Annotated in this window: 21 protein-coding genes and 1 pseudogene; 11 read left to right on the forward strand and 11 right to left on the reverse strand. The window is 61.3% G+C overall.

Translation table 11 applies throughout. From position 1 onward, the window contains the following. Positions 1-136 precede the first annotated feature (136 nt). Positions 137-409 (forward strand): hypothetical protein, encoded by a 273-nt coding sequence (locus tag ACZ881_RS17655; RefSeq protein WP_420179571.1) that lies wholly within the window; start codon positions 137-139, stop codon positions 407-409. 13 nt (positions 410-422) lie between these two features. Then, entirely contained in the window at positions 423-1,220 is a 798-nt protein-coding gene (locus ACZ881_RS17660; RefSeq protein ID WP_476117371.1) for a glycerophosphodiester phosphodiesterase family protein, read from the forward strand. 51 nt (positions 1,221-1,271) lie between these two features. On the opposite strand, the gene ACZ881_RS17665 is transcribed toward ACZ881_RS17660, so the two are convergent. Then, positions 1,272-3,098: a glycoside hydrolase family 2 protein gene (locus tag ACZ881_RS17665; RefSeq protein ID WP_476117487.1), complete on the reverse strand. Its 1,827-nt coding sequence runs from the start codon at positions 3,096-3,098 to the stop codon at positions 1,272-1,274. A 65-nt stretch (positions 3,099-3,163) separates the two neighbouring features. Here ACZ881_RS17665 and ACZ881_RS17670 point away from each other — a divergent pair, with 65 nt between their 5' ends. Then, a complete protein-coding gene (locus ACZ881_RS17670) occupies positions 3,164-4,135 on the forward strand; it encodes a D-2-hydroxyacid dehydrogenase family protein (protein WP_476117488.1) in 972 nt (323 codons plus the stop codon). A gap of 195 nt (positions 4,136-4,330) precedes the next feature. Next, positions 4,331-5,473 (forward strand): glycerate kinase, encoded by a 1,143-nt coding sequence (locus ACZ881_RS17675; protein ID WP_476117373.1) that lies wholly within the window; start codon positions 4,331-4,333, stop codon positions 5,471-5,473. 11 nt (positions 5,474-5,484) lie between these two features. Here the strand turns inward: ACZ881_RS17675 and ACZ881_RS17680 are convergent, their stop codons facing one another. Next, positions 5,485-5,745 (reverse strand): DUF2630 family protein, encoded by a 261-nt coding sequence (locus ACZ881_RS17680; RefSeq protein WP_476117375.1) that lies wholly within the window; start codon positions 5,743-5,745, stop codon positions 5,485-5,487. A 96-nt stretch (positions 5,746-5,841) separates the two neighbouring features. Between ACZ881_RS17680 and ACZ881_RS17685 the strand changes: the two genes are divergently transcribed. Beyond that, complete coding sequence (locus ACZ881_RS17685) at positions 5,842-6,285, forward strand: YdeI/OmpD-associated family protein (protein ID WP_476117377.1); 444 nt, start codon at positions 5,842-5,844, stop codon at positions 6,283-6,285. A 374-nt stretch (positions 6,286-6,659) separates the two neighbouring features. Beyond that, complete coding sequence (locus ACZ881_RS17690; RefSeq protein WP_476117379.1) at positions 6,660-7,103, forward strand: hypothetical protein; 444 nt, start codon at positions 6,660-6,662, stop codon at positions 7,101-7,103. Positions 7,104-7,183: 80 nt separating this feature from the next. Here the strand turns inward: ACZ881_RS17690 and ACZ881_RS17695 are convergent, their stop codons facing one another. After that, on the reverse strand, positions 7,184-8,464 hold the full coding sequence (locus tag ACZ881_RS17695; protein ID WP_476117380.1) for an MFS transporter: 1,281 nt from the start codon (positions 8,462-8,464) through the stop codon (positions 7,184-7,186). Between the two features lie 56 nt (positions 8,465-8,520). Here ACZ881_RS17695 and ACZ881_RS17700 point away from each other — a divergent pair, with 56 nt between their 5' ends. Next, on the forward strand, positions 8,521-9,474 hold the full coding sequence (locus tag ACZ881_RS17700; protein WP_476117382.1) for an ArsR/SmtB family transcription factor: 954 nt from the start codon (positions 8,521-8,523) through the stop codon (positions 9,472-9,474). A gap of 48 nt (positions 9,475-9,522) precedes the next feature. On the opposite strand, the gene ACZ881_RS17705 is transcribed toward ACZ881_RS17700, so the two are convergent. Together ACZ881_RS17705 and ACZ881_RS17710 are read right to left on the reverse strand one after the other, a co-directional pair. Continuing rightward, positions 9,523-10,074, reverse strand: a complete 552-nt coding sequence (locus ACZ881_RS17705) for a dihydrofolate reductase family protein (RefSeq protein ID WP_179018057.1) — start codon at positions 10,072-10,074, stop codon at positions 9,523-9,525. Positions 10,075-10,112: 38 nt separating this feature from the next. Beyond that, positions 10,113-10,439, reverse strand: a complete 327-nt coding sequence (locus tag ACZ881_RS17710) for a hypothetical protein (RefSeq protein ID WP_476117385.1) — start codon at positions 10,437-10,439, stop codon at positions 10,113-10,115. 232 nt (positions 10,440-10,671) lie between these two features. Here ACZ881_RS17710 and ACZ881_RS17715 point away from each other — a divergent pair, with 232 nt between their 5' ends. Beyond that, complete coding sequence (locus ACZ881_RS17715; protein WP_476117387.1) at positions 10,672-12,504, forward strand: FG-GAP repeat domain-containing protein; 1,833 nt, start codon at positions 10,672-10,674, stop codon at positions 12,502-12,504. A gap of 274 nt (positions 12,505-12,778) precedes the next feature. After that, positions 12,779-13,366: an SMI1/KNR4 family protein gene (locus tag ACZ881_RS17720; protein WP_476117388.1), complete on the forward strand. Its 588-nt coding sequence runs from the start codon at positions 12,779-12,781 to the stop codon at positions 13,364-13,366. A 487-nt stretch (positions 13,367-13,853) separates the two neighbouring features. Here ACZ881_RS17720 and ACZ881_RS17725 read toward each other — a convergent pair whose 3' ends face one another. Beyond that, positions 13,854-14,420 (reverse strand): type 1 glutamine amidotransferase domain-containing protein, encoded by a 567-nt coding sequence (locus ACZ881_RS17725; RefSeq protein WP_476117390.1) that lies wholly within the window; start codon positions 14,418-14,420, stop codon positions 13,854-13,856. Positions 14,421-14,613: 193 nt separating this feature from the next. Between ACZ881_RS17725 and ACZ881_RS17730 the strand changes: the two genes are divergently transcribed. Next, a complete protein-coding gene (locus tag ACZ881_RS17730; protein ID WP_476117392.1) occupies positions 14,614-15,105 on the forward strand; it encodes a DUF2975 domain-containing protein in 492 nt (163 codons plus the stop codon). Further along, a complete protein-coding gene (locus ACZ881_RS17735) occupies positions 15,105-15,392 on the forward strand; it encodes a helix-turn-helix domain-containing protein (RefSeq protein ID WP_178994743.1) in 288 nt (95 codons plus the stop codon). Before ACZ881_RS17730 ends, ACZ881_RS17735 begins: the two co-directional genes overlap by 1 nt. A 166-nt stretch (positions 15,393-15,558) precedes the next feature. Here ACZ881_RS17735 and ACZ881_RS17740 read toward each other — a convergent pair. From ACZ881_RS17740 to ACZ881_RS17760, 5 genes and pseudogenes are all read right to left on the reverse strand, one after another. Then, positions 15,559-16,350, reverse strand: a pseudogene (locus ACZ881_RS17740) (Gfo/Idh/MocA family protein); the annotation flags it as partial. Positions 16,351-16,374: 24 nt separating this feature from the next. After that, positions 16,375-17,394 (reverse strand): LacI family DNA-binding transcriptional regulator, encoded by a 1,020-nt coding sequence (locus ACZ881_RS17745; protein WP_476117489.1) that lies wholly within the window; start codon positions 17,392-17,394, stop codon positions 16,375-16,377. A 44-nt stretch (positions 17,395-17,438) separates the two neighbouring features. Further along, the gene (locus ACZ881_RS17750) at positions 17,439-18,896 is read right to left on the reverse strand and encodes a GH1 family beta-glucosidase (protein ID WP_476117394.1); all 1,458 of its coding nucleotides are present in this window, start codon (positions 18,894-18,896) and stop codon (positions 17,439-17,441) included. Beyond that, positions 18,896-19,798, reverse strand: a complete 903-nt coding sequence (locus tag ACZ881_RS17755; RefSeq protein WP_179018063.1) for a carbohydrate ABC transporter permease — start codon at positions 19,796-19,798, stop codon at positions 18,896-18,898. Before ACZ881_RS17755 ends, ACZ881_RS17750 begins: the two co-directional genes overlap by 1 nt. Further along, complete coding sequence (locus ACZ881_RS17760; RefSeq protein WP_476117396.1) at positions 19,795-20,895, reverse strand: carbohydrate ABC transporter permease; 1,101 nt, start codon at positions 20,893-20,895, stop codon at positions 19,795-19,797. Before ACZ881_RS17760 ends, ACZ881_RS17755 begins: the two co-directional genes overlap by 4 nt. Positions 20,896-20,946 lie beyond the last annotated feature (51 nt).

Genomic DNA, 20,946 nt, shown 5'->3' on the forward strand with positions numbered 1-20,946 from the left:
GCCCCCAGTTTGTCAGTCCCGCAGTGTCATCTGGTTCCCAGCTTCCATACAACCGGCGTTCAACTTACGGCCGTAGGCTTCCAGCCAAGACCCGTTCGCACGGTTTATCTGTCTCATTGAACTTGTAGGGGGAACCATGGCTAAGCGTCGGATCAACAACGTCAATACCGCTCCATTGCGGCGCATCGAACCGGATCATCACTGGCGTTCGCTTCGCCAGGGCGATCGTGTCAACGTCACGCTGACGCCGGGTTTCGAGTCAGCTGGCGTGGTGGATGCCGTTACCGGCGATGCCACCGCGGTGTGGGTAGAGCTCGACGGCGGTCGCGGCCGGACATTGGTGCACGTCAGCGACGGCGTGACGATCGTTCCGCAATCGACGACGGCGGCGGTCCCGCAGGAGAGCTAACCGCGCCCCTGCCATGGGCTACGCTACGGGAGTGATGCTGCCCTATTTCCTTCGCAAGGACGGTTCGGTGGGGCCTTTGGCCTTCGCCCACCGAGGTTTCTCCTTGGATGGCTTGGAGAATTCCATGGCTGCATTCCAAGCGGCAGTGGAGCTCGGAACTGTCCATCTTGAAACGGACGTCCACACGACGTCCGACGGCGTACTGCTCGTTTTCCACGATTCTTCCCTGGACCGTGTGACTGATTCCATCGGCAAGGTTTCGGAGCTGACCGCCGCCCAAGTTGCGGCTGCCCGAATCGGTGGAGTGGAGCCCGTCCCCACCTTCGATGAGCTGGTTTCTGCCCTGCCCCAGGTCCGACTGAACTTGGACGTTAAAGACTGGAACTCCGTGGGCCCGATGGCTGCGGCGATCGAAAAGCATGGCGTCCATGACCGGGTTTTGGTCACCAGCTTCTCGGACAGGCGCCGCCGGGCAGTCCTTTCCAAGCTCTCCCGTCGTGTGGCTTCCTCTGCGGGCAGCTCCCTGACCGCGCTCTTCGTCCTTCTCGGCCCTGTGCTTCCGGTTCCTTTGGCTCGCAAGCTGCTCTCCGGCGTCGACGTCTTCCAAGTTCCTGTCCGCTACGGGCGGTTTCCCGTGGTGACGCCCGGTTTCATCCGGCGCGCGCACCGGTGCGACAGGCAGGTCCATGTGTGGACGGTCAACGATCCTGTGGAAATGGAACGACTGCTGGACCTTGGCGTGGACGGAATCGTGTCCGACCGGCTCGACCTTCTCAAGGAAGTCCTGGTGCGCAGGGGCCAGTGGGTTTAAACCCCGCGCCGAGTTGGCATTTAATGACAGTCCCAGGCGGAAACATTGGGGTTAACTGCCACCTCGGCGGGTCTCGATCGCGGCAGGCCGAACTTGGCTTGCGCGGATTCTCTCCAGATCGAACTTCTTGCTGCGGTCAAAGTTGAAGATGCCGTTCTTCTCCTGGAACACGTCCGTTAGCTGGGTGTAGCAGTAACCAAACATGTCCGGGTTATCCAGCAGTACTGAACAGAGGCCATCAAAGCGGGTGTAGAACTCTTCCTCGCTGCTGACGCGTTGGCCGTAGCCCCATGAGGTGGCGACGTCGCTTCCGTCCACAGCCTGACGGGCCTCAACTTCGTTCCACCAGATCCCGCCGAACTCCGAGACAAAGTAGGGCTGGCCCGCGTATGGAACGGAGTATTCCTCGCCGTCGGCCTTGCGGTTGATGTACGGCTTTCCCTCCGCCAACCCCTGTTGCTCGATGCGGAAGCGGTCCGGGTCCTGCTCATAGGAGTGGGAATCGTAAATGTCCGTGTCCCGGATCCGGTGTGCGTAACCGGAAGCATCAATGACCGGGCGTGTGGGGTCAGCGAGCTTGGTGGCCAGGAACATGGCCTCGGTGACGTCGTCCAGCACTGTCAGCCGATCGTGGAGAACTTGGTGCGTCTCGTTGAGGGGGCACCAGCCAATGATGGAGGGGTGGTTGAAATCGCGTTTCAGCACTTCCAACCATTGCGCCACGAAGCTGGCTGTTGGCTTTTGGTTGTGCCCCACAGTGCCTCCGCCGGAGACACCCCAGTCGCCGAACTCGCCCCACACCAGGTAACCGAGGCGGTCAGCGTGATAGAGGAAGCGCTCCTCGAAGACCTTCTGGTGTAAACGGGCGCCGTTGAAGCCTGCGGCCATGGACAATTTGATGTCTTTGATCAAGGCAGCGTCATCCGGTGAGGTCATCAGTGACTCGGGCCAGTAGCCCTGATCCAGAACGAGTCGTTGGAAGACAGCTTCGCCGTTAATGCGAACCACCTTGCCGTCCAAGGCAATGGACCGGACGGCTGCGTAGCTGCTGACCTGATCAACAACATCGCCGGACCCATCGTGAATCCTGACTTCGAGGTCGTAGAGGAAGGGATCTTCGACGGACCAAGGACGCAGGGATTCTGTGGGGATGGTGAGGCGGAGTGACGGCGTGAGGTCCAGGTCTGCTTTGGCTGTGGCCTCAACACGCACGTCACCTTTGTCGCTGAGGACGGCGGTGACCGTATGCCCGCTGCGGTTACGGCTAACGGGTACCTCCAGTGTGATGCTGGCGTCAGCAAGATTGGGAGTCATGCGGAGGCGTTTGATATGAACCGCGGGGACCGCTTCCATCCACACAGTCTGCCAAATTCCCGTGGTCCGGGTGTACTGGCAGTGGGTGTTGTTGTACCACGTGGCCTGCTTGCCGCGTGCCTGCATCTCGTGCCGTGAATCCCTGGCCCTCACCACAATTACGGCTTCCGTTCCGGGCTCGGCCACTCCTCCGAGGTCTGCAGTGAAGGGTGTAAAGCCGCCACGGTGACGGGCTACTTCAACCCCGTTCACCCATACGGTGGCGTCGTGGTCTACGGCGCCAAAGTGCAGCAGAATGTTCTGACCCGCCCACTCCTGAGGGATCGCCACCGTTCGCCGGTACCAGACGGCTTCCATGAAATCGACGTGCTCGATCCCCGAAAGTGCAGATTCCGGTGCGAACGGAACCAGGATTTCGCTGTTGAGTTCGCGCGTGGTGAGTCCGCGCTCCAAGCCGGAGTCGCCGGCGTCGATCTCAAATCCCCAGGTGCCGTTGAGGTTCAGCCACTTGTCGCGGACTAATTGCGGACGGGGATGCTCGGGTTTGGGCATGGCAGGGGTCACATTTTGGCTCACAATCAAAAACCTAACGTGCCACGGGGTTGAGTACCACCGGCCGCCGCGCAAGGATGAATACCGTGACCCGATTCCGTTTAGCGATCCTTGATGATTACCAGCAGGTCTCCGGCGATTATGCCCCGTGGGATTCATTGCTCGACGACGACGTGAAGGTCAGCGTCTTCAGCGCGCCTTTCCTTTCGGAAGAGCAAGCCGTGGCCGCGTTGGCGCCGTTCGACATCATTGTGGCGATGCGCGAGCGAACCCGTTTTCCACAGGACGTCCTTGATTCGCTGCCGAACCTGAAGCTGCTGGTAACCACTGGCATGGCGAATGCGGCGATCGACCTTGAAGCGGCGGCGGAACGCGGCATCGTGGTGTGCGGAACGGGCGGCTCACCGGCTGCGGCGCCCGAGCTGACGTGGGCTTTGCTTCTGGCTTTTGCCCGAAACCTGACTGTGGAGGAGAACTCCCTGCGCGCTGGCGGCTGGCAGACCGGCGTCGGGTTTGAACTCGAGGGCAAAACCCTCGGAATAGTTGGCTTGGGCAAGATCGGCAAGCGGATGGCGGGATATGCGAAGGCATTCGGGATGGACGTCCTCGCTTGGAGCCAGAACCTCACGGCGGAAACTGCTGAGGCTGCTGGTGCCCGCAAGGTCAGCAAAGAGGAGTTGTTCCGGGAGTCCGACGTCGTGACGCTGCACCTGCGGTTATCCGAGAGGTCGGAAGGCATCGTTGGCCCGGAAGAACTGCGACTTCTGGGCCCCGACGGCGTGTTGGTCAATACTGCGCGCGGGCCCCTGGTGGACGAGGCGGCGCTGATCCGAGCTCTGGAGGAGGGTTGGATCCGTGGCGCGGCCCTGGATGTCTTCGAGGAGGAACCCCTGCCGGCGCGGCATGCGCTGGTGCATTCTTCGAGGACCGTTCTCTCGCCGCATATCGGCTACGTGACGCACGAGAGCTACCGGCAGTTCTATGGCGGGGCGTTCGAAGATGTGAAGGCGTGGCTTGATGGGGCTCCAGTGAGGGTAATCGGCGGATAATTCCGGCTCTTGCTAGCGGCGCTCGCAACCGTGAGCACCGCTCGCACCTGTTGGGCGTAGTGGTCGCACCCGCTAACGCTTATCGCACCAGAGGTTACGGGGGCGTTTGGCGGAAGCAGGCGCGATGCCCGCAAGCACGCACTTAAGTTACGCGTTGGGCAAGCGCTTTCCCGGCGAAGCTGGCAAGATGGACCCATGCGTATCCTCATAGCCCCTGACAAGTTCAAGGGATCCCTGACCGCCGCCGAAGCCGCGTCAGCCATGGCCGAAGGTGCCCTGCGCGTCTACCCGGACGCCGTGACCACCCAGTTCCCCGTTGCCGATGGCGGCGAAGGTACCCTGGACGCCGCTATTGCTGCTGGTTACGAGGAACGGAACAACGCCGTTGTTGGCCCTATCCTCAAGCCTGTCGGAGCCTCATGGGCAATCCGCAAGGACTCCTTCGGCGGGGCAAGCGCCGTGATCGAGACCGCGATGGCCTCCGGCCTGGCCCACATGGAACCGACGCCGGAGAATTCATTGCGTGCCCACAGCTACGGTTGTGGCCAGCTAGTGGCAGCGGCCCTCGACGCCGGCGCCACCGAGATCGTGCTCGGCTTGGGTGGCTCTGCAATGTCCGACGGCGGCAGCGGCGCCTTGCGTGCGTTGGGGCTCAAACCCCTTGATGCGGCCGGCAATGTGGTGCCCCTTGGCGGAGGTTCCCTGGCCGACGTCGTTGCTTTGGATGTCTCCGAACTGGATCCGCGGCTGTCCGCCGTGAAGTTCCGCATCGCCGTCGACGTCCAAAACCCGCTGTACGGGCCGGAAGGTGCGGCGCATGTTTTCGGTCCCCAGAAGGGAGCGGGCGAGGACGCCGTTGAAAAGCTCGACGCCGGTCTCCGCAACTGGGCGTCGCTCCTTCGGGAGGCCACCGGCCGCGACGTAAACGTTCCGGGAGCTGGGGCGGCAGGCGGGTTCCCGGCGTCGTTCCTCGCATTCACTGATGCCACGCTGGAAGGTGGCTTTGCGCTGGTCGCCGGGCTGACAGGCCTTGCCAAGCACCTCGGCGAGGCAGATCTCGTCATTACCGGCGAGGGTTCCATGGATGAGCAATCGCTCACCGGCAAGGCGCCCATAGCCTTGGCTGACGCCGCAAGTGTGCACGGAATTCCCGTGATCGCTGTGGCCGGGCGCATCACCGTCACGCCTGAGGACCTGGCGAAGCACGGCATCGTTGCCGCGGCCCAGCTGTTGGATGTCGCGCAGCGCAAGGATGGTGTTCCGGACATCGCCGATGCCGTTGCCAACGCCGCCAAATACTTGGCGTGGGCGACGAGTCAGGTGCTTGAAGGGGCGTAGTGGAATGCGGGCTACTGTCGGTAGCCTTCCACTTCACTGATGGGGCGCGGCTCGGCCTCGTTGGGGTTCTCCCCGGCGTCTCTCTTCGCCCGGCGTTGGCGCAGCAGGTCCCAGCACTGGTCGAGCTGCGCTTCGAGCTGAGCCAGTCGTGCGCGGCTGCCATCGCCGTCGACGTCTTCCTCGGTTCCGCCGCCCCCTGACGTGGTGTCGCGGAGACGGTGCTCCTCCTCAACCAACGATTGGATGCGCTCCAGAAGGTCCTGCTCGTCCATGTTCTTTCTCCTTGGGTAGCGGGGATTGCGTGGTTACCTCGAACGTAGTCTTGCTGACGGGATGCGTCTACTGGTGGCCGACGGCATACTTGGGTCATGAAATTCACTGCGACCATCGTTGGCGATGGCAACAAGGCGGGCATCGAAGTTCCGGACGCGATTGTCGAGGGGCTCGGTGCGGGCAAGCGGCCCCCGGTGGTAGTGACCATCAACGGCCAGAGTTACCGCAGTAGCATCGCCGTGATGGGCGGGAGATACATGGTGGGTGTCAGCTCGGCGAACCGTGAACTGACCGGAACTGCGGCGGGGGACACCGTGGACGTTGGTCTTGAAGTAGATACCGAACCCCGGGTCGTCGAGGTGCCCGAGGACTTGGCCGCCGCGCTGGATGCGGAGCCTGAGGCAAAGGCCTTCTACGCCGCGCTGAACTACAGCAGCCAGCGGCGCTACGTCGAGCCGATCGGTGATGCCAAGACCGAAGAGACGCGTGCCCGGCGGATCGCGAAAGTAGTTGCGGATTTGAGGGCCGGCAAGAAATAGCACCTTCAGGCCTGGCAGTTCGCCATCACGGCCCCCCAATTATAGGTGACTAGAATCACGTCATATTCATCCGGCTGGCCCCACTACCAAGTAGTGACAGGCTGCAGAGCGCATTTCGGATGCAGAACAACAGCCACAGTCGATGAGGCAAGAGACCCCTCTTGTCGGCTGGTCACCGTGCGCGAGCAAGGCCCCCATCGTCGGCTGGCCGGCCGCGCACTTGTCCGCTTGCCCAGGCGGACAGTGTGGCCGGCCAGGACCTTGACCATCCGGGCCGGCCACACGCTCTTCGCGATTAAGCCGAGATTCTGAGCCGACCCCGCGGTCGTGCGTTGGCCGCTAGGCTGGACTTTTGAATCTTCGGGGGGTTGGCCGTGGTTTATGACCGGGAGCGTTATCGGCGTGAGGATGCCGTGTACGCCGAACACAAGCAGGCGATCGCCAATGGCGAGAAGCGAGTGCTCCGTAGGACCATTAGCGGTGAACTCCACAGTTATCCGGGCGATGAAATTGGGTTTTCGCCGGGTCGCGGCCAAGCCCAAGTCAGCACTTGGTGGGGGATGGCCATTCTGTCGACTCTTGGATGCGTGGGATTCATCGCCGCTGTAGCCATGTTCCTGTCCCCACTTTGGCAGGGAGAGGGTCTTTCATGGGGTGCTCTCTGGGTTATGGGGCTCGCAGGCTTTATTGCTTGGTACGGGTTCAAACTGGCCAGGGACGAGTACAAGGCCGCCCGGCTTCGCAAGAAACGCGGTTCTCCCAAACCGGGCACCGGTTATGTTGATGTGGATCTGCTCGAACTAGGAAGTCGTGAATGACTGTTTCGCCTGCGCCTGAAGGCTCACTCACAAACGTAAGGCGCTTTTCCGCGTAATGAATTATCTCCAGACGCCACAACCTACGCAGATAAGCGGGCCGCCGGGGCGAGTGCCGTCGTCGTAGGAGCCTCCCGCGCTATTAGCGCAATTCCCGCCGCCGACGCCAGGAAGACCGCGCCTAGGATGGCCCAGCCCAGCGTGCCATGTTCGACGACGGTGGCGGTCACCACCAGCGGTGCCAGCATGGCCCCCAGGGCTGATCCCATGCCGAACATCCCTTGATAAGCGCCTGCTTGGAGGGGGTTGGCGAGTTCGAAGCTGAGTCCCCAGGCCCCCGCCTGCGAGAGGATTTCTGCGAACGAGTGAAGGAGTGCCGCGCCACATAGGAGGGTGATGGCTGCGATGACCGGCACTCCGCCCGCCATTGCGTAAAGTGCGCAGGCTACCGCCATTAGTACACCACCGGTCATCACGATTTTTCCTGCGCGCCGAGGGTCGTCGGTGCCACGGGAGAGCGGCACCTGCAGCAAAACTACACACAGAGTGTTGATGACAAGGATGACGGAGATCAGGACGTCCGGCGCACTGGTGTCTTGTGAAATCCACAACGGGACGCCCATCTCGGCCAGCCCGAACTGCATGCCGAAAATGCCGGACAGCACGGTAAGCAGTACATAGCGGCGGTCCCTGAAGGGGGAGACGCCCCGCTTCGGGGCATGGCCGACGGGATCGTGACGCGGTGCGTCTACCCGGCCAGGCAGCCGGCGGAGGTGTAGCGCGCTTAGGATGTAGACCACGCCGGCGCCGATCATCATTCCCCGAAACGCGTCGGCGGTGCCGGCCAGCAGTGCGAGTCCGGCAATCATGCCTCCCACGGCGATGCCCAGGTTTGTGATGGTGCGGAGGACTGCGCGCGCATTCACGCGGTTCGGACCGTCGAAGGCCCGGGCGATGATCGCGGAGCGCGTGGCATTCGCGCCGCGGTTCACGCCCACTGCAATACAGGCAATGACGACGGCGGTGCCGAAGTTTCCGGCGAACGTATAGGTTGCGATCGCCAGACCTTCGATGGCGACCATGCCTACAAGGAGCCGACGTGCGGAGAAGCGGTCGGCGAGACGACCACCAATATAGGACGTCGCGACGCCCACCCCACTGGAAACTGAGAGGATCACGGCGATTTCCACGGCACTCAGCCCAACGAAGCGACTGAAGTACAGAACCGTTAACGTGAGGAAGATGCCGCGGCCCACCGTGGCCACGAGGATGGCAGAAGCGAGAATTTTGAGGGTGGGATCTGAGAGCGCGACGCGGAGGCTGTGCTTTTGGGATTGAGCGGTGTCTGCGGGGGATTTAGTCACACATGTAGTTCTGCCACTCCCTGCCGGTGGCTGGTATTGATGTAGCGTAATGCTTCATGTTGAGGTACGAGTTGTCAGACGCAGATCTGGGCGGCGTGCGTTTCGGAATCTCGCCTCTATGTGAACTGGGACTTTCCCTGAGGGCTATTCGCGACCCGAGCCAGTATCCACTTCAACTGCCATGGTTGCGTCGGACAGAAGAGGCCCGCTCACGCTTGGACCTGGATGGATTGCTGGCCTTGGTGGATGACCGACTGTGGACACCGGACTTCCTGAACCCGCGGCCTCAGTCACCGCTCACGAGGATCGATGACGAGTTTGATGCATTGGAACAAATTTCAGCCGAGCAGTTTCATGGCGACCTGATCCGAGTGCACGGAGCTGTTCCGGCTGTCTTTTCCGGCCCTGTTGGTCCAGCGACGCGGCGTATGGTCCGTATCCTCCGGGAGTTCTGGGACACCTGCTTCGCACCGCACTGGCTCCGCATGCGCACCATTCTGGAAGCGGACATCGTCTACCGCGGCCGGCAGATTGCGCAAGGTGGACTGTTCACGATGCTGAACGACTTGTCTGGTGCTGTGGAGTTCGACGGCCGCGTGATTTATGTGAGGTTAAAGAACCCGGCGTCCCGGACCGAGAGGACTGACGGCCTGGGGTTGACCCTTGTTCCCACAATGTTCACCCGCAGGGCCTCTGCTCCCGTGAACCACGGCGACCCGCCGCTACTGATGTATCCGGTTCGGGGCCAGGGTGCCATGTGGGAAACGGAGTGCGTTACGAATCCGGCTGCGATTGTGGCTGTGTTGGGGGAGGTTCGGACCAGCCTGCTCACTGCGCTGGCTGCCCCGGCGTCGTCCACCGAGCTGGGCCTGCGCTTCGGGGTCACAACGTCCGCTGTGAACCAGCACCTCAGGGTGCTCCGAGGCGCTGGACTCGTGACATCAACACGATACGGACACAGCGTGCTCTACTTCAGGAGCGAACTGGGAGCGGCGCTGCTGCTGGGGTGACCGTTCATGCAGGTCGACGGCGGCGGGTGACTACCGCCGTCGTGCGCTTTAGTCTTCGCGCAGGCTGTAGGTGCTGACCACGTTGCCCTTGCTGGTGGCGTATTGGTTTTCCAACGCGAGCCGGTGCAGCGGATCGCCATCTTCGAAAAGTCGTCGCCCACTGCCCGCAACTACGGGGTGCGTCATGAGGGTGAGTTCATCGAGGATGCCCGCGAAGAAGAGCTGGCGGACCAGGGAGATGCTGCCGCAGACGGCGATTTCGCCGCCTTCCCGCGATTTCAGCTCCGTGACGAACTGCTCCAGGTCGCCCTCAATCAGGTGGGAATTTTCCCATTCAAGGGGTTCGGACAAGGTGCGGGATGCAACGAACTTTTCGACAGGGTTGATGAAGGCAGCAAAGTCTTCGTCCCGCGGCGCGTTGGGCCAATAGCCGGCCCACTCCTGGTAGCTGACACGACCCAGGACCACGGTGTCCACCGTGTTGATCATCTTGGTGAGTCCCGTGCCCAGTTCGTCGTCGAAGCTGTCGAACTGGAACTTGAAGGGGTCCTGCACTACGCCATCCACGGAGTGGAACAAGCCGGCGGTGACTTTGCGCAATTGGTTCTCCTGTTAGGCGGCCGTGATGGGAAGCGATGTTAGGCAGCGCGGCTGGTGGTTTGGAGACCGCGGGAGGGGAGGACCGTCACGTTGGTGAGTTCCGCTGCGAGGCGCACGGGCACCTCATGGAGTGCGGCGTACCCCTGCAGTTGATCGAGCGCATCCTCGTCAATGGTCGCTTGGGATAGGTCCATCTCAACGCCGAGCCCGCCGCCGAGGCTCTTGGTGCGTTGAACCACCGGGTAGAGCCCTTGGAGGCTCAGGGTGGTTACTCGACCGGTCGCTGCGATCTGGATCTGTTCGCCGTCAACGTCGACGCGAACAACTACGGAGAGCTTGTCGCTGGCCAATGTAATGCCTTTCATCCTTGCTGCCACGCTGCAGCGACCCCCAGCGTATGCGTCGAGTGTGACCTGCGCAACATTACGACGGCGGAGCTGCCGCCCGCGCCGCAGTCACATAGCACGTATTTCTGCGAGGAAACTGTATTCTCTAGCGAGAGGCCTCTATCAGGCCATTCATAGCCTGAATATTGGGGGAGAAGTGCGTTCAAAAACCGCCGATAGTGTGTGGGGAAAACCGCGTCAATGTAGGTTGTTGTCGAAGCTTACGGCCTCGCTGGTGGCCGTGCTGTTGATGATGGTCGGACTCCCGGCCTCGCCAGCCAATGCGGTCACAGCGGCGAGTGAAGGCCCCAAGCTCACAGCCGTTGAGCTGGTCTCTGCAGCCCAACTAGCGCCTGGGCAAACCGCAAGGGTGCGTTTTACGCTAAGCCAACCTGCGCAACGCGTGGAGTTCCGGTACCGCGATGCGTCCTTGTCCGAGCCTCGTAGCCTGATCTGGACGGGCGACCCTGGGCCCGGCCCGTTCACAGCTGAGGCCACGGCAGTCATAGGCGCCAGTGACTTCTACGAAGGTCTGCAGCGGTTGTCCGACGTTCGTATTGTCTTCCAAAAGAGCGGGCAGTCCTACCCGGCCGAAACTGCGGCCCTAAGGAACAGCTCATCCGATTATCTGTTTAGCGACAACGCTGGAGATCCGCTGCTTCAAAATGTTGACTTCGCCATAAGCAACCCTTCGAGAGTTTTGCGGACCCCACAAGCCTCGGTTTTGCCTAAATTCCAAGCGGACCAAGATTTGTGGAGCAACTGGAACTACGGGGTAGACGGCACGATATCTCCCGGTACGTGGACCGCAGGCGTCACGAAGGTGCATGTGCAGTGGGTTTCGGGGGGAGTTGCGAAGCTCTATCGCTACGAATACGGAACGGAGCCTTTCGAAGGATCCGTCCAATCCACTGATGCGGGGAAGGGAGTGTCCTTGCGTATCACAACGGTGACCCCGGGGTTCAAATCGGTATCCGCCGAATCGGAGCCCTATCTGTTCGTCACGAGCGGCCCGATCGCTGTCTCAGGGAAGCCTTGGATCAACTCCGCATTGAAGGCAAGCTTTGACGTCTCGTCCATCAAAGGCATTCCGGTCGGCTCGACTCCCAAAGTGGAACTTTTTTGGCTTACTAAGTCCACACCATATCCCGCTGGCACAGGGCTTGCCCCTGGCGTGGACTACGTTGTCAAAGACGCAGACGGCGGAGGAACTGTGCGCGTCGCCGCCGTTGTTTCGCTTGAGGGCAAAGTTGTAGGCCGTTTCGTCAGTGATTCGACTGCATATGTGACTAATCCAGCCCCATCCCGGAACTACGTCAATCGGGAAGTCAGCGACTTTCTGATGGCCCGGACTACTGACGGCAGGCTCTGGATGTGGGGCAAGTACTTCGGATCGTTCCCCAAGGAGGTTGGAACGGGGTGGAATGTCTTTGACAAGATCTTCTCGCCCGGGGACTTCAATGAGGACGGGCACGCCGATGTGCTGGCCCGTAAGCCCTCCGGGGAACTGTGGATGTACCCCGCTGACGGTCAATATTGGTGGAAGCCCGCGTCCTTGGTGGGCGTCGGTTGGCAGGGTATGACCGAACTCATGGCTCCCGGTGATTTCGACTCCGACGGCCACGATGACGTCCTGGCCAAAGACCGGGACGGCAGGCTGCTCCTCTACCCAGGCAACGGTAAGGGTGGCTGGGTAGCTCCAAGACAAGTTGGGGCTGGCTGGAACATGTTCAACAGGGTCTTTTCAACTGGCGACTTTGACGGAGACTCGCACGCAGACATCCTCGCCACCAACGCGGGTGGCCAGTTGTTCCTCTATTCGTCCAACGGCAAGGGTGGTTGGCTCGGCTCGAAGGTGATCGGCTCTGGTTGGCAGTCCTTCAAGGGCGTGTTCAGCGCGGGCGACCGGGACTATGACGGCTGGACCGATATTTACGGAATAGACGGCGCGGGGTACATGTATCTATACCCCTTCAAGTCGGGAAGCTGGAAGCCCCGGGCTTTGGTCGGCGCTGACTGGGACGTCTTCACCGCACTGTTCTAATCAGCAGGGAACTCTACAGGGCGGGTGGGTGACCGCTAAGCGGTCTGGCCTGCTTGCTGCTGGCCCTCGGGTGCTATTCACAGCTGTTAGCCCATACCGAAGGAACCGTCACACTCCGCTGGATTCGAGTTAGAAGTCGCTGTCCAAGGTTCTTGGTTCGGTCAGGACGCCAGTGAACAGGCGGTTCTAACTTGCAATCCATGCAACGACACCGGGGTGCGAACGGAAAAGATGGACGCGCTTGGGACCCACGCAGCCATACCCCGAGAATCTAATGGAGGAAATTGATTCCGTGACGAAACCGATCCCCGAGTCCATTGCGCTCATCGAAAAACACATGACGCTGCTTCATCGGCCGACCGTGCAGTTGCTTAATCCCGGACTTGAGCCCGAGCTGATCCGTCAAAGATTCACTCATCAGGGACTGCACCTGGGCCCCGAACTGGCCGCACTGTACCGATGGCACGATGGTACGAACGTCACAGGAGGCGTGGTTTTGGATGACGCGCATCTGATACCTGGTTTTTATCTTTTGAGTGTGGAGGATTCATTCAAGGCTTTTGAGAGCTTCAAGGAACTTCCGGTGAGCCCGTCGTGGTTTCCTCTTCTGACAAACGGAGGCGGTGACTACTCTTTCGTGGACTGTTCGGAACCTGCTAGCCAACCTGTGTTCGACTTTCGTTTCGAGCAGGAGTTCCACAGGATGCAATTCTGTTCAATCAAAGAAATGCTTGCTACGTTCGCGGAAGCCTACGGTCAAGGCGTTTTCCATGAGGACGATGGCTGGCTTGAAATGGACGATGACGCCTATTGGGACCTCGCGCGCCGTCTAAATCCCCAAGCAGATTACTGGACCCATTGATTCAAACCGCTAGCTGAAGCTGATCCACACCACGCCCTTCAGATTGCACAGCAGCCACAGCGCGACCTTCAGGAAACGGTTGCAGGGCCGTTGAGGTCATGGTCAAGCAGATCCGTTATTCGTTTTTGGTAAGGATGTACTTGTCCTCCGCTATGCCGGGAAAACCGACGTGGATGACCCTGCCATCGTGCAAGCGTCTCTCCGACCTGCGCGAGCCGTGAGACGTCGGGTGTCGTCATCTCGGGCACAACTGTCCCTCCCCTCTTCGATTCGGATTCTACGGGCCCCCCGGCTATCGGAGCCATGGACCTTGAGTGATGGGACTTGCCCTACTTGGGACCCCGACACCTGGTCTGCGCTGACAGTTTGGCCGTATTCGTTCAGGGCTATTTGAGGAGAGACTATGAAGCGTCAAAAGACCAGTGCCGCCGTCGTACTTCTTGTGAAAGTACGACGGCGGCACTCGCCGTAGGTGGGTCGCTGACCGTTAGGCGGTCTGTCCGGCGTGTTGGCCTTCTGAGATCTCTTCCACAACCTTGCTGTTGAAGGCTGGGAGGTCGTCCGGGTTGCGGCTGGTGACCAAGCCCTGGTCCACCACCACTTCCTCGTCGGTCCAGTTGGCGCCGGCGTTCTTCAGGTCGGTCTGAAGCGTGTGATACGAGGTGACGTTGCGGCCCTTGATCACGCCGGCTTCGATGAGGATCCACGGTCCGTGGCAGATCGAGGCAACCGGCTTGTGCTGCTCAAAGAAGGCGCGCGTGAAGTTCTGCGCGTCCTTGTCTACGCGGAGATGATCGGCGTTGACAACGCCTCCGGGAAGAACCAGCGCGTCGAAATCGGAGGCGTTGGCGTGGGCTACCGCGAGGTCGACGTCGAAAGTGTCACCCTTCTCCACGCCGTTGAAACCCTGGAGCTTTCCCTTGGAGGGAGCCACGAGAGTAGGCTCGCCGCCGGCATCCTTGACAGCCTGCCATGGGCTGGTGAGCTCCACCTGCTCCACGCCGTCCGTCAACAGGAATGCGACCTTCTTGCCTGTGATGTTGTGTTCTGACATTGTTCCTCCTCCATTGCGCGGCGGGGTGCTTTTTGAGCGTGGTCCGCCGCTGTGAGAGTTGTTTGTCTGACCTGTCCAAGCCTAGGGAAAGAGCTTTTAGTAAGCAAACTGACTATCAGTGGAAACCGTAACTGCAGTTGCGTAACTATCGAATATCGATAGAATCAGGTTGTTGTTCGATAAAGGAGTTTCCATGGGAAAACTGACCATCCTCGCGCTACGGATAGTCATTGCGATGGTGCTGGCGGGTTCGTTGTTTGTGCAGGTGTGGATGGTTCCCCTGCTCTCAGCGGATCTGCTTGAGGCCGGGGCCCCGGATGGTCCTCGCATCGCGCTGCTGGCCATCGTGGTCCTGGGAATTCTGTGTGTCCAGGTGGTTGCAGTCTGCGTTTGGCGTTTGCTGACCATGGTGCGCCGAGGGACGGTGTTCTCCCACGGAGCTTTCCGGTACGTGGACATCATCTTTGGAGCCATCGCTTTCGCGGCGGTGCTGGTTTTCGGCATCGCGGTGATTCTGGCGCCCGGCGAGACCGCACCAGGGATCGTCATGCTGATCTGTGGAGCGGCGTTGATGACCGGTGGCGTGGCGCTGGTTGTGTTGGTGATGCGCACGTTGCTCGCACAGGCTGTAGCGCGGGACGTCGAAGCCGCACATCTCCGCTCCGAGCTCGACGAGGTGATCTGATGCCGATCATCGTGGATATTGACGTCATGCTGGCCAAGCGCAAAATGCCGGTTGGAGTGCTGGCCGAGAAAGTTGGGATCACGCCAGCCAACTTGGCTGTACTCAAGAACGGGCGAGCGAAGGCCGTGAGGTTTACTACGCTCGAAGCGCTGTGCGAGGTACTGGACTGCCAACCAGGGGATCTACTGCGGTGGGAGACTGAGGATCGCTGGGATAGCGCAGACCCATCTGCCGACGAGCCTCGTCCAGCAGTTCCATCATCGCAACCGACTCCCCAGGAGTCATGAACGGGCTCTCAGTCAGCCCAGCCTGAAGGCACCGTGTCACCTCGCGCAGTTCGTAGCTGAATCCGTGCCCGGTCACCTCGAACCTTTCCGTCCGCGGCGTGCCGCTGCGTGGCTGGATGATGAGCTCGGCCGGGTTGAAAAGGGGAGCGGAGGATCGCAGCCAACCTTCCGTCCCTCCGACAGTCACCACGCTGGGGCACTCCGCGCCGATCGACGTGATGAACTGCGCATGCGCTCCGCTCTCATAATCCAGGGCAAGGGAATTCTGCAGGTCCACACCTTCAGGAGTCAGGACTCCGGTGGCAAGCATGCTGCGGGGCTCACCGAAAACTCCGAGCGCCCATGTCAGCGGATACACGGCGAGGTCCAGCAATGCTCCGCCGCCAGCAGCCGGATCCCAGATCCGGGACGCGGGATCGAATGCTGGCACGAAACCGAGGTCAGCTTGGAGCCAGCGTGGCTCCCCGATCTCCCCTGATCGCAAAATCTCGACGGCGCGGCAGAAGCTCGGCAGGAACCGGGTCCACACCGCTTCCATGAGGAAAAGCCCACGATCCCGGGCGAGATCGGACAGCTCGCGTGCCTGCACGGCATCCATGGCGATGGGCTTTTCGCACAGGACGTGCTTCCCCGCGTTAAGCGCGGCAAGCGCGACGGCGTGATGCTGAGCGTGCGGTGTGGCGATGTAGACGACGTCGACGGCGGGGTCGGCCAGCAGCCGCTCGTAGCCCGGCGTCTCTCCTGCATCCGAGTAGGCGGTGGCAAACCTGAACTTTTCAGCAAAGCTCCGGGCCGCAACCTCCGAGCGGGAACTGACAGCTTGCAGGACGGCGTCCTCAAGGAGCGCAAGATCCTGCACCACGCGCAGGGCTATGGATCCCGTGGCCACTACTCCCCAACGGATGGGGCGGCCTGTTGCGACGGAGGGAGCCGTGGTGCTGACGGGGGCAGGAAGCATGGAAGAGCCTTTCAAGGCATGGCGCTAAACGGAATCGCGGATGACGATCGAGGTTGGCATTCTGGTGACGCGTTCCGCCGGTTTGCCCTCGATCAGGTTCACCAGGGTCTCGGCCATCTTCTTGCCGAGTTCAACAATCGGGTGATGCACGGTGGTGAGGGCGGGGGTCACTGAGGTAGCGAAGGAATCGTCGTCAAAACCGACGACGGCGATGTCCTCCGGGATGCGCAGGCCCCGCCCTTGGATGGCGGTGTAGGCGCCGGCGGCCATTTGGTCGTTCGCCGCGAAAACAGCGTCAATCGGCACGCCCCGATCCAGCAAACGGTGCATTGCTTTGGAACCGGATGCCAAAGTGAAGTCGCCTTCCTCCATCAAGCCCTCCCCAAGACCTGCCTCCCGCACGGCAGTCCTCCACCCGGCGAGGCGGTCAATGCCCGGGGGCATGTCTTGGGGACCCGCTATCGTGGCAACGTTCTTTCGGCCGCTCTCGGTCAGAAGCCGGGTGACATCGTATGCCGCTTGCTCGTTGGCCACATCCACGTAGTAGCTTTCCTTGCCGCCTACTAAGGGGCGCCCGGCGAACACCATGGGAAGTGATCCCGAAAGGTGCGTCCAGGAGTTGTCACCGCTGTGGTGCGACACCACCAGGACGCCGTCCACGTTGCCTCCGAGCAGGAAGCTGCGGGTTTTTTCCGGCTTCGACTCAGAGGAGATCACCATGTTCAGCGTGTACTCGGTATCGGTCAGGAACAGGGCAATGCCTTGGACCACCGATGCGAAGAAGGGGTCCGCAAAGACCTTGGATGTCGACTCCGGGACGATCAGTGTGACCGCATTCGCCCGGCGTTTGGCGAGGGAACGTGCGGCACGGTTTGGCGTGTAGTCGAGTGCAAGAATCGCTTTTCTCACGGACTGTGCCAGTTCCGGGTCAACACTAGGGCTGTCATTGACGACGCGGGACACGGTGGCCCGCGACACCCCGGCCAAGGCAGCCACCATCTCAAGGGTGGGTACCGGCCGGGGGCCGCTGGTGTCCTGCGTCATCGTCATCTCCGGAACGTAAGAAAAGTAAGCCTCTGAAGGCTACTTTAGGCGTTGACGGTAGCGGTCGCAGATGCCTTGGCTGCCTCGATAACGCGGGAGTAAGCGAGTCCGCTGTCCTTCACCGTCCGTTCAAAGGTGTCATAGTCCACGCGAACAACCCCGAAGCGCTTGCCGTAACCCCAGGACCACTCGAAGTTGTCCAGGAGCGACCAAACGAAGTAGCCGCGCACATCGGCACCTTGGTCGAGCGCCTCACCAACAGCTGTGATGTGGTCGAGGACAAACTGGGTCCGCTCGGCGTCGTGGACTGCTCCGTCAGGACTGACGACGTCGTTGTACGCAGCGCCGTTTTCCGTGATGTACAGCGGCGGCAGCGTCGGGTACTCCTCGCCAAGGCGCACCAGGAGCTTCCGCAGTCCATCAGGGTTGACCTCCCAGTTCATGGCCGTGCGTGGCAGGCCGCGGCTCGGGAAGGCGATATCCTCCGAACCGATCCAGCACGACGACGTCGGCCGCGTTGCGCCGCCCGAGTGGCCGTCTCCGTGTTCAGCAGTGGGGTGTCCGCTGATGAGGTCATCGTGGTAATGGTTGACGCCCAGGAAATCGATGGGCGCACCGATAGTTTCCAGGTCGCCGGGCTTGATGACGTCACGGATGCCGAACTGCCCAAGATCATTGAGGGTGTCCTCCGGGTAAGCGCCACGGAGGATTGGATCGAGGAAGATCCGGTTCTGCAGCGAGTCGAACCGGCGCGCCGCATCGAGGTCCACGGGATCGGAAGGATCCCGCGGAATGGAGTTGCTGAGATTCAGCGTGATCCCCAATTGCTGCGCGCCGCGACTCCGTAGTTCGTTGACCACCAGGCCGTGGGCCAGATGCTGGTGGTGGATCGCCGCTACGGCCGCGTCCGGTTCCTGCCGACCCGGAGCGTGCACGCCCGCCGCATAGCCAAGAAGTGATGAGCAGAACGGTTCGTTAAATGTCGTCCAGTGCTGGACGCGATCCCCCAACGCCGAGTAGACATCGTTTGCGTAGTCGACGAAGCGGTAGGCAGTATCGCGGTTGGCCCAGCCGCCCTTCTCCTCCAGCGCCTGCGGCAGGTCCCAGTGGTAAAGCGTCAACCAAGGGAGGATTCCGGCGTCGAGCAGTTCATCCACAAGGCGGGAGTAGAAGTCCAAGCCTTCGGCGTTCGCGGTACGGCCACCTGGCCGGACACGGGACCAGCTGGTGGAGAACCGGTAGGAATCCAGGCCCAGCTCTTTCATGATCCTGACGTCCTGGGGCATTCGGTGGTAGTGCTGCACCGCGTCCTTCAGCGTCTCGCCGTTGGCAATGGCACCCGGAACGCGGGCGAAAGCATCCCACACGGAATCTTCCTTGCCGCCCTCGTGGCTGGCGCCTTCCACCTGGGCTGCGGCGGTAGCCGAGCCCCAGATGAAGCCCTTGGGCCAAACCCTGTTAAAGGGAGTGGTCGCTGGGTGGGTTGTTGCTTCGAATGGCATTAGCCCTTCACTGCTCCTTGCATGATTCCGGATATAAGTTGACGTCCCGCTATGACGAAGAGGGCCAGCAGCGGAAGTGTTGCCATGACGGCACCGGCCAGGACGATCGAGTAGTCCACGTAACGGGCCGACTGCAGTTGGCTGAGCGCCGTCTGCAAGGTGGGGTTGCCGGCGTCGAGCACCAGCAGGGGCCACAGGAAATCAGTCCATGCCGTCATGAACGTAAACAGGCCGAGGATTGCCATGGCCGGGCGTGCGGCGGGGAGCGCCACGTGCCAGAAGGTGGAGATCATGGATGCGCCGTCCATGCGCGCCGACTCGATGAGCTCGTCCGGGATCACGTCCACCAGGTACTGCCGCATGAAGAAGACTCCGAACGCCGTGACAAGGGTAGGGATGACGACGGCGCCGATCTCACCTGTCCAGCCGAGCGTGCGCATCAGCATGAACAACGGGATGATGCCGAGCTGCGTCGGGATCGCCATGGTGGCGATCACTGCCACCATCAGCCAGTTGCGGCCGCGGAAGCGCAGTTTGGCGAACGCGTACCCGGCCAGGGTGGAGAATCCCACCACCGAGACGGTGATGATGCCCGAGATCAGGACGCTGTTGCCGAGCGCGAGCCAGAACGGGATGGTGTCGAAGACTTCGCCAACGTTGGTCCAGAAGTTGCCGCCCGGGAGCAGCGGCGGCCAGGTTTCCCCGAGGGCTTCGTTGGAGCGGCTGCCGATGATCACGGACCACCAGAGCGGGTAGGCCGATGCCAGGAAGAACGCGAGCAGCAACCCATAAGTGAGGAAGCCGGGCCGTCGGCCGTTGCCAAAGAGTGCCTTCCGTGTGGCCAGGGATCGGGAGGTTCGCTGAAGGGCCGGTGTTTGTGGCCGGTTTTGCGTGAGGGTCATTGCCCGCTCCTCGGGGTTGGTTCTGTTGCGGTGGCCGGTTCTGCCGCTGCCGCCTGGGCCGGGAGGCCGGCGTCGTCCGCTTTTACGTTCGGGGCGGAAGAACGCTTACGACGGCGGCGGCTGGCAGCACCGCGATCGTCGCCATTTGTGGCGATACGGCGTGAGATCAACCAGTTCACGATGCCGAAGAGCAGGATGATCAGGAACAGGAGCCAGGCGATGGTGGAGGCCTTGCCGAAGTTCTGCCGCTGGAAGGCCATCTCCCACAGGTACAGAACGGTGGTCTGGAACTGCCGTGCCGTTCCGCCGGCAGCCACGGGATCGAACAGTCGGGGCTCTGTGAAGATCTGCAGCCCGCCGATGGTGGCCGTGACAATGACGAACACCATGGTGGGTCGAATGCTGGGCAGGGTGATGCTGAAGAAGCGGCGGACAGAGCCGGCGCCGTCGATGGCTGCAGACTCGTAGATATCGCGCGGTACTGACTGCATGGCGGCCAGGAGGATCAGCGCGTTGTAGCCCGTCCAACGCCAGTTCACCATGGTGGCGATGGCGATGTGGCTGGGAAGGGTGTCGTTTTTCCACATGATGGGATCGATGCCGAAGCTCGACAGGATGTTGTTGATGAGCCCGTACTGCTCCCCGAACATGTTGGTGAAGATCATGGCGACGGCCACGGGAGTGACGACGTAGGGGAGCAGGATACTCATGCGCCAGAAGGTCTTGGCTCGCAGGTTCTGGTCCAGGACCGCGGCAATGATCGTGGCCATGATCAGCTGGGGGATGGTGGAAATCAGGAAGATGCTGACGGTGTTAAAGAGGGAGTTCCAGAAGAACCTGTCCTGCAGCACCTCAGCGAAGTTTTGGAATCCCACAAACTCTCCCTGGCCTTTGAGCAGGTGCCAGTCGAAGAGGGAGACGAAGAACGTGTAGCCCAGGGGAAAGAGGCCCACCAAGGCAAACAGGATGAAGAACGGGGCGATGTAGAGGTAGGGGGACGCCTTCATATCGAAGACGTTCAGGCGTTGACGGAACGTCGGTTTTGGTTTGTTGGCGGCCGATCTGCTGGCTGCCGGGCGGTTCAATGTGGTGGTCATGGACGGGTCTCAGACTCTGTGAGGGGGCCTCCGGTTATCCCGGAGGCCCCA

This window comes from Paenarthrobacter sp. TE3676 (assembly GCF_056279165.1).

What these genes read in the sequence shown, in the direction of transcription:
- ACZ881_RS17730 (WP_476117392.1), top strand. Translation starts at nt 14,614, where the DNA reads ATGGGAAAACTGACCATCCTCGCGCTACGGATAGTCATTGCGATGGTG.
- ACZ881_RS17760 (WP_476117396.1), bottom strand. Translation starts at nt 20,895, where the DNA reads ATGACCACCACATTGAACCGCCCGGCAGCCAGCAGATCGGCCGCCAAC.
- ACZ881_RS17685 (WP_476117377.1), top strand. Translation starts at nt 5,842, where the DNA reads ATGAAATTCACTGCGACCATCGTTGGCGATGGCAACAAGGCGGGCATC.
- ACZ881_RS17675 (WP_476117373.1), top strand. Translation starts at nt 4,331, where the DNA reads ATGCGTATCCTCATAGCCCCTGACAAGTTCAAGGGATCCCTGACCGCC.
- ACZ881_RS17750 (WP_476117394.1), bottom strand. Translation starts at nt 18,896, where the DNA reads ATGCCATTCGAAGCAACAACCCACCCAGCGACCACTCCCTTTAACAGG.
- ACZ881_RS17755 (WP_179018063.1), bottom strand. Translation starts at nt 19,798, where the DNA reads ATGACCCTCACGCAAAACCGGCCACAAACACCGGCCCTTCAGCGAACC.
- ACZ881_RS17735 (WP_178994743.1), top strand. Translation starts at nt 15,105, where the DNA reads ATGCCGATCATCGTGGATATTGACGTCATGCTGGCCAAGCGCAAAATG.
- ACZ881_RS17720 (WP_476117388.1), top strand. Translation starts at nt 12,779, where the DNA reads ATGGAGGAAATTGATTCCGTGACGAAACCGATCCCCGAGTCCATTGCG.
- ACZ881_RS17655 (WP_420179571.1), top strand. Translation starts at nt 137, where the DNA reads ATGGCTAAGCGTCGGATCAACAACGTCAATACCGCTCCATTGCGGCGC.
- ACZ881_RS17680 (WP_476117375.1), bottom strand. Translation starts at nt 5,745, where the DNA reads ATGGACGAGCAGGACCTTCTGGAGCGCATCCAATCGTTGGTTGAGGAG.
- ACZ881_RS17725 (WP_476117390.1), bottom strand. Translation starts at nt 14,420, where the DNA reads ATGTCAGAACACAACATCACAGGCAAGAAGGTCGCATTCCTGTTGACG.
- ACZ881_RS17660 (WP_476117371.1), top strand. Translation starts at nt 423, where the DNA reads ATGGGCTACGCTACGGGAGTGATGCTGCCCTATTTCCTTCGCAAGGAC.
- ACZ881_RS17670 (WP_476117488.1), top strand. Translation starts at nt 3,164, where the DNA reads ATGAATACCGTGACCCGATTCCGTTTAGCGATCCTTGATGATTACCAG.
- ACZ881_RS17700 (WP_476117382.1), top strand. Translation starts at nt 8,521, where the DNA reads ATGTTGAGGTACGAGTTGTCAGACGCAGATCTGGGCGGCGTGCGTTTC.
- ACZ881_RS17710 (WP_476117385.1), bottom strand. Translation starts at nt 10,439, where the DNA reads ATGAAAGGCATTACATTGGCCAGCGACAAGCTCTCCGTAGTTGTTCGC.
- ACZ881_RS17745 (WP_476117489.1), bottom strand. Translation starts at nt 17,394, where the DNA reads ATGACGCAGGACACCAGCGGCCCCCGGCCGGTACCCACCCTTGAGATG.